The organism is Arsukibacterium sp. (assembly GCF_036735525.1).
GTDB lineage: Bacteria > Pseudomonadota > Gammaproteobacteria > Enterobacterales > Alteromonadaceae > Alishewanella.
Genome location: NZ_DAINOE010000119.1, coordinates 1 through 5827 on the forward strand (window position 1 = coordinate 1; position 5827 = coordinate 5827).

Annotated in this window: 8 protein-coding genes; 4 read left to right on the forward strand and 4 right to left on the reverse strand. The window is 51.2% G+C overall.

Annotated features, from left to right (window positions below):
• Window positions 1-443 (reverse strand): RadC family protein (gene radC / locus V7D78_RS15620; protein WP_333609389.1); only part of this gene is annotated, 443 nt, incomplete at its 3' end.
• A gap of 80 nt (window positions 444-523) precedes the next feature.
• Here radC and coaBC point away from each other — a divergent pair.
• The 3 genes from coaBC (at window position 524) to slmA (ending at window position 2928) form a co-directional block, all read left to right on the forward strand.
• Window positions 524-1753 carry a bifunctional phosphopantothenoylcysteine decarboxylase/phosphopantothenate--cysteine ligase CoaBC gene (gene coaBC / locus V7D78_RS15625; protein WP_333609390.1) on the forward strand — a complete coding sequence of 410 codons (1230 nt, stop codon included), beginning with the start codon at window positions 524-526 and terminating at the stop codon, window positions 1751-1753.
• A gap of 21 nt (window positions 1754-1774) precedes the next feature.
• The gene (gene dut, locus V7D78_RS15630) at window positions 1775-2233 is read left to right on the forward strand and encodes a dUTP diphosphatase (RefSeq protein WP_333609391.1); all 459 of its coding nucleotides are present in this window, start codon (window positions 1775-1777) and stop codon (window positions 2231-2233) included.
• Window positions 2234-2337: 104 nt separating this feature from the next.
• On the forward strand, window positions 2338-2928 hold the full coding sequence (gene slmA / locus V7D78_RS15635; protein WP_333609392.1) for a nucleoid occlusion factor SlmA: 591 nt from the start codon (window positions 2338-2340) through the stop codon (window positions 2926-2928).
• On the opposite strand, the gene V7D78_RS15640 is transcribed toward slmA, so the two are convergent.
• From V7D78_RS15640 to rph, 3 genes are all read right to left on the reverse strand, one after another.
• On the reverse strand, window positions 2925-3296 hold the full coding sequence (locus tag V7D78_RS15640; RefSeq protein ID WP_333609393.1) for a diacylglycerol kinase: 372 nt from the start codon (window positions 3294-3296) through the stop codon (window positions 2925-2927). The genes slmA and V7D78_RS15640 overlap by 4 nt on opposite strands.
• A gap of 171 nt (window positions 3297-3467) precedes the next feature.
• Window positions 3468-4115 (reverse strand): orotate phosphoribosyltransferase, encoded by a 648-nt coding sequence (gene pyrE, locus V7D78_RS15645; protein ID WP_333609394.1) that lies wholly within the window; start codon window positions 4113-4115, stop codon window positions 3468-3470.
• Window positions 4116-4138: 23 nt separating this feature from the next.
• Window positions 4139-4852, reverse strand: coding sequence for a ribonuclease PH (gene rph, locus V7D78_RS15650; RefSeq protein ID WP_333609395.1), 714 nt, complete (start codon window positions 4850-4852; stop codon window positions 4139-4141).
• Between the two features lie 127 nt (window positions 4853-4979).
• On the opposite strand from rph, the gene V7D78_RS15655 reads away from it, so the two are divergent.
• A partial coding sequence (locus V7D78_RS15655; RefSeq protein ID WP_333609396.1) for a YicC/YloC family endoribonuclease occupies window positions 4980-5827 on the forward strand: 848 nt, incomplete at its 3' end.

Here is a 5827-nt window from a genome sequence, read left to right on the forward strand (position 1 = left end):
TCTATCGTGCCCATAAATAACGGCTCGCTGGCAATCAAACGATGTTGATTATCAAGGTAAAGCAGTAAAAACACTTCGCGCTGCTCATGCCCTATGGTGTGAGATAAATATTTTTTTACTAAGGCCGGCTCTGTAAAAACCGTGTCACGTTGTAATTGCTGCTGCAGGTAACGCTTACTCAATTCCATGACCGCTTGTAATTGCACAAACTTGGCTTCGCCCAGCCCCTTGGCCTGACAAAATTCGTATTGGCTGGCACCCATTAAACGGCGCAGTGAGCCAAAATGGCTCAATAAGGAGCGTGCCAGTGTTACCGCGTCACAACCACTGACGCCGGTGCGCAAAAAAATAGCCAGTAACTCAGCGTCAGATAAGGCGCCAGGCCCGAGTTGTAATAATTTTTCTCTTGGTCGTTCTGTTACCGGCCAGTCTGGAATCGCCATCTGAATCCTCCCTGAATTGATGCTCAAAGCCTATTTCCGTGTTATCTTATGCCGACTTTTTTGGCTCGGATTACCACCTTATGATACCGCACAGCTTAACCGCCAAACGTATTTTACTGGGAATTAGCGGTGGCATTGCCGCTTATAAAAGTGCCGATCTGGTGCGACGCTTAAAAGAGCGTGGCGCCGAGGTACGGGTAATACTGACCGACGCCGCCCAGCAATTTATCACGCCGCTCACCTTGCAGGCCGTGTCTGGCAACCCGGTTAGCACCAGCATGCTCGACCCGGCAGCCGAAGCCGCCATGGGGCACATAGAACTGGCAAAATGGGCAGAGCTGATCCTGATTGCCCCGGCCAGTGCCGACCTTATCGCTAAGTTGGCCCACGGCCTGGCGGGCGACCTGCTGACGACTTGCGTGCTAGCCAGCCAAGCCCCTGTAGCCTTTGCCCCGGCGATGAACCAGCAGATGTATAACAATATAGCTACCCAGAAAAACATTGCAACGTTAAAAGAACATAAATTTCACATTTTTGGCCCAGGCAGTGGCGAACAGGCCTGTGGCGATGTCGGTGCCGGCCGCATGTTAGAGCCGTTACAACTCACCGCTTTAGTAGAGCAGCTGTTTGCGCCGGGCATAAATTTGCAACATTTGCATTTTACTATTACCGCCGGCCCCACCCGCGAAGCCATAGATCCGGTTCGTTACATCAGTAATCACAGCTCGGGTAAAATGGGCTTTGCCTTGGCCTCTGCGGCCGCTAAAGCCGGAGCCAGCGTTACACTGATTAGCGGGCCTGTACAGCTAACTACTCCGGCCGGGGTCAGTCGTATTGACGTACAAAGCGCCGAGCAGATGTACCAGGCTGCGATGGCCGCCGCGGTTAAATCTGACATTTTTATTGGTTGTGCGGCCGTCGCCGATTACCGGATGGCTGATATAGCCACCGATAAACTCAAAAAAGGCAGCGACAATGAGCTGCAATTAACGCTGATTAAAAACCAGGACATTATCGCCGCGGTAGCCGCGCTAAAACAGCAGCGGCCTTTTACCGTGGGCTTTGCCGCTGAAACCCGCAGTGTGCAGGATTACGCCTGGCAAAAATTACTGAGTAAAAAATTAGATATGATTTGCGCCAATGACGTATCTGGCAATGACAGCGGTTTTAACAGTGATGACAATGCCATTACGCTGATGTGGCAAGGTGGTGAGGTAGAGCTACCGATCCAGCCTAAAGCGCAGCTGGCGCAGCAGTTAATAGCCCTGATCAGTGAGCATTATACTTTAAGCCAACAGCACTCATCTTAAGTTTAACAATAAGAAGTTCATATGAAAAAAGCCATTGACCTGAAAATTCTTGACCCCCGTATTGGAACTGAGTTCCCGTTGCCAGCCTATGCCACACCTGGCTCTGCCGGCTTAGATTTGCGTGCTTGTCTGGATGAGCCGTTAACCCTGGCACCCGGCCAAACCGTGCTGATCCCCACCGGCCTGTCTATTTATATTGGTGATGCTAATCTCTGCGCCACCATTTTGCCACGCTCTGGGCTGGGCCATAAGCACGGTATAGTGCTGGGCAACCTGGTAGGTTTAATTGATTCGGATTATCAGGGGCCCTTGATGGTGTCGATGTGGAATCGTGGCGCTGAGGCCTTTAACATAGCGCCCGGCGATCGCATTGCGCAGTTAGTCTTTATGCCGGTGATCCAGGCTGAGTTTAATCTGGTAGACAGCTTTGATAAAACCGAGCGCGGTGAAGGTGGCTTTGGCCATTCGGGTAAAAATTAGTCGGATCAGCGTCGGATAGTTCAGTTGTAAACCTCCAGGCTAATAGTCAGTTGGCAGCGGCCAGAAGCGTTAACAGTACAACACATTTTAAAACAGGACTTTAAATGACGGCACCACGTCGCCCCAACCGAAAAGACGATATTCTGCAGGCCCTGGCCGCTATGCTGCAAAGCAATAACGGTCAGCGTATTACCACGGCAGCATTGGCAGACAAAGTGGGCGTATCCGAAGCGGCTTTATACCGGCATTTCCCCAGCAAAGCGCGGATGTTTGAAGGCTTAATTGAGTTTATTGAACATACCTTGCTGTCTCGTATCAATACCATATTGGATGAACATAAAGACACGGCCAGTCGTACCGAGCGGATTTTGCAGCTGATCTTAGTATTTGCTGAGCGCAACCCGGGCATTTGCCGCATTCTCACCGGCGATGCCTTGCAAGGTGAGCAAGAGCGCTTGCAAGAGCGGGTAGCCGTGCTGTTCGAAAAACTCGAAACCCAGTTAAAGCAATGCCTGCGCGAGCGTAAGCTGCGCGAAGGTAAAAGCTTTAATATAGACGAAGGCGAATTGGCCAATTTATTACTGGCCACAGTAGAGGGCAAACTCAGCCAGTTTGTGCGCTCTGGCTTTAACCGCCTGCCCACCCAGCACTGGGCTAATCAATGGGCTTTATTGCAGCAAACTGTGTTTAGTTAGGCAAAACGTTCCCATATTGCCGCACCCCATACCAGACCAACAATCACTAAGCTGACAAACACTGCGGCCGAGCCCATATCTTTGGCTCGCCCCGACAGTTCATGCCGCTCCAGGCCAACGCGGTCGGTTAAAGACTCGATAGCCGAGTTCAGTAACTCCACCACCAGCACCAAACACCAGACACTGACCAAGAGTGCAAACTGACTGACCGAGCTGGCCAGCCAGGCGGCCAGTGGCAAAGATAGCAGTGCCAGTGTGGTTTCCTGACGAAAAGCCGACTCAAACTTCCAACTGGCGGCAAAACCTTGCATCGAACATCTGGCCGCTTTAACAATGCGGCCTAAACCACTGCCGTTTGGTTTTAGCATCTTATTTTTCCTTTAATCAGGATTAAAAACCTGAACGTTAAGGTAAAGGGCCAGGTGTGCTGTCGAAACAGCGGCATGGATGCCGCGCAGGCTGAATGGGCACAGGGATGTGATCCTTGAAGCCGGTGCAGATAGCATTTCCTGGCCCTTTACCCTACTCCTAAACCAGACTTAACTCTTCACGCCATATTGCGTACGATACGCCTGCACAGCCTCAAGATGCTCGGCCATTTCAGGTTTATCCGCCAGGTAGCTGATAAGATCCGGTAAGCTGATAATAGACAGTACCCTGGTATTAAAATCGCGCTCCACTTCCTGAATAGCAGATAACTCGCCCTGCCCCCGCTCCTGGCGATCCAACGCAATTAATACGCCGCTAAGGGTGGCCCCCTTTGCCTGAATCAGCTGCATTGATTCGCGAATAGCGGTACCGGCTGTTATCACATCATCCACCAGCACTATGCGGCCCTGTAACGGCGCACCAACTAAACTGCCACCCTCACCATGGGTTTTCGCTTCTTTGCGATTAAAGCAATACGGCACATCGCGCTGGTGATGATCAAATAACGCCACAGCCGTGGTGGTGGCGATAGGAATGCCCTTGTAAGCCGGGCCAAACAGCACGTCAAACTCCAGGCCACTATCTTGCAGCGCTGCTGCATAAAAGCGACCTAATTTGGCCAGGTCTCCGCCGGTATTAAATAAGCCTGCATTAAAAAAATACGGGCTGGTACGGCCTGATTTCAGCGTAAAGCGGCCAAACTTTAATACCTGGCGCGACAACGCAAATTCAATAAACTCTTGTTGGAAGGCTTTCATGGTAAGGCTCTATCCTCTACGATTTAAGCTAAAACGCGTTTTTGTTCGTCAATAATTTCGCGAATGGCATGCTTGCCCAAATCCATCATTTCCTGCATTTCTTCAAAGCTGAACGGCGCTTCTTCAGCGGTGCCCTGAATTTCGATAACCTTGCCGGTTTCGGTCATCACAATGTTCATGTCGGTTTCGGCGTTAGAATCCTCGGCATAATCTAAATCGGCTACTGCTGTGCCTTTATAGATACCGACAGACACCGCCGCCACCATAAAATTCAATGGGTTAGTTTTAATGGTGCCTTTAGCGCGCATATGGTTCAGCGCATCGACCAGCGCCACACAGGCACCGGTAATAGAGGCGGTGCGGGTGCCGCCATCGGCCTGAATCACATCACAATCTATGGTTATAGTGTTTTCACCCAACAGCTTTAAATCTACCGCTGTACGCAGGGCCCGGCCGATTAAGCGCTGAATTTCCATAGTACGGCCACCCTGCTTACCGCGAGCGGCTTCCCGGTCATTACGGGTATGAGTCGCGCGGGGCAACATACCGTATTCAGCGGTGATCCAGCCTTTACCCTGGCCTTTCATAAACCGTGGTACCCCTTCTACCACGCTGGCAGTACAAATCACCTTGGTATTGCCAAACTCAACCAATACCGAGCCCTCAGCATGTGCGGTGAATTGACGGGTAAAGGTGAGTGGACGGATTTGACTGGCTGTTCTGCCGCTTGGACGCATTAGCGCTTCTCCTGATGGTAAAGTTAGCGCTTATTATAGGGGCTAACCCGGCTGAGGGCTATCCATTAGCCAAAATCAGCTTTCGTCAGGTATACTCAACGTCATTTAGTCGTATTGGAACTTCAGCATGATCCACAGCATGACCGCCTTTGCCCGCCACGAAACCAAAGCCAGTTGGGGTACTGCCCAATGGGAAATCCGCTCCGTTAACCAGCGTTATTTAGAATCCTACTTTCGCTTGCCCGAGCAGTTTCGCGGCTTAGAAAGCCTGCTGCGCGATAAACTGCGCAACAGCCTGCAGCGTGGCAAAATTGAAGTGAATCTGCGTTATCATGCTAATCAGGCGGCCGGCGAGCTGACCTTAAATGAGGTGTTTGCCGAGCAACTGTTGCAAAAAGCCCAGCAACTGCTGCAAAAAGCACCACAAGCGCAATTAAATATTGCCGATATTCTGCGCTGGCCCGGCGTAATGGAAACCCCCACCGAAGACTTAGACGCACTGCAAGGCGAACTACTGGCCGGCTTTGATGCTGCGCTGGAAGACTTTTTAGCTGGCCGTGGCCGTGAGGGTGTGGCGATTGAAGAGATGATCCAGCAGCGTTTAACCGCCATTGGCGAGCGCGTGGCCTTTGTTCGTGAGCATTTACCGCAAGCCATGCAATGGCAACGCGATCGCATCACCAACCGCTTAAATGAAATTAAAGCCGATTTGGATCAAAACCGCTTAGAGCAGGAAATGGCATTTTTAGCCTCAAAATCTGACGTCGCTGAAGAGCTAGACCGCCTGGACGCCCACATCAAAGAAACCCGTCACACCCTGAAAAAAGGCGGCGCCTGCGGCCGGCGTTTAGATTTTATGATGCAGGAATTTAACCGCGAAGCGAATACGCTGTCATCCAAAGCCATAAGTACTGAGATTACTAATGCCGCAGTGGAGCTTAAGGTGTTGATAGAGCAGATGCGGGAGCAGATCCA

What these genes read in the sequence shown, in the direction of transcription:
- coaBC (WP_333609390.1), top strand. Translation starts at nt 524, where the DNA reads ATGATACCGCACAGCTTAACCGCCAAACGTATTTTACTGGGAATTAGC.
- dut (WP_333609391.1), top strand. Translation starts at nt 1,775, where the DNA reads ATGAAAAAAGCCATTGACCTGAAAATTCTTGACCCCCGTATTGGAACT.
- slmA (WP_333609392.1), top strand. Translation starts at nt 2,338, where the DNA reads ATGACGGCACCACGTCGCCCCAACCGAAAAGACGATATTCTGCAGGCC.
- V7D78_RS15640 (WP_333609393.1), bottom strand. Translation starts at nt 3,296, where the DNA reads ATGCTAAAACCAAACGGCAGTGGTTTAGGCCGCATTGTTAAAGCGGCC.
- pyrE (WP_333609394.1), bottom strand. Translation starts at nt 4,115, where the DNA reads ATGAAAGCCTTCCAACAAGAGTTTATTGAATTTGCGTTGTCGCGCCAG.
- rph (WP_333609395.1), bottom strand. Translation starts at nt 4,852, where the DNA reads ATGCGTCCAAGCGGCAGAACAGCCAGTCAAATCCGTCCACTCACCTTT.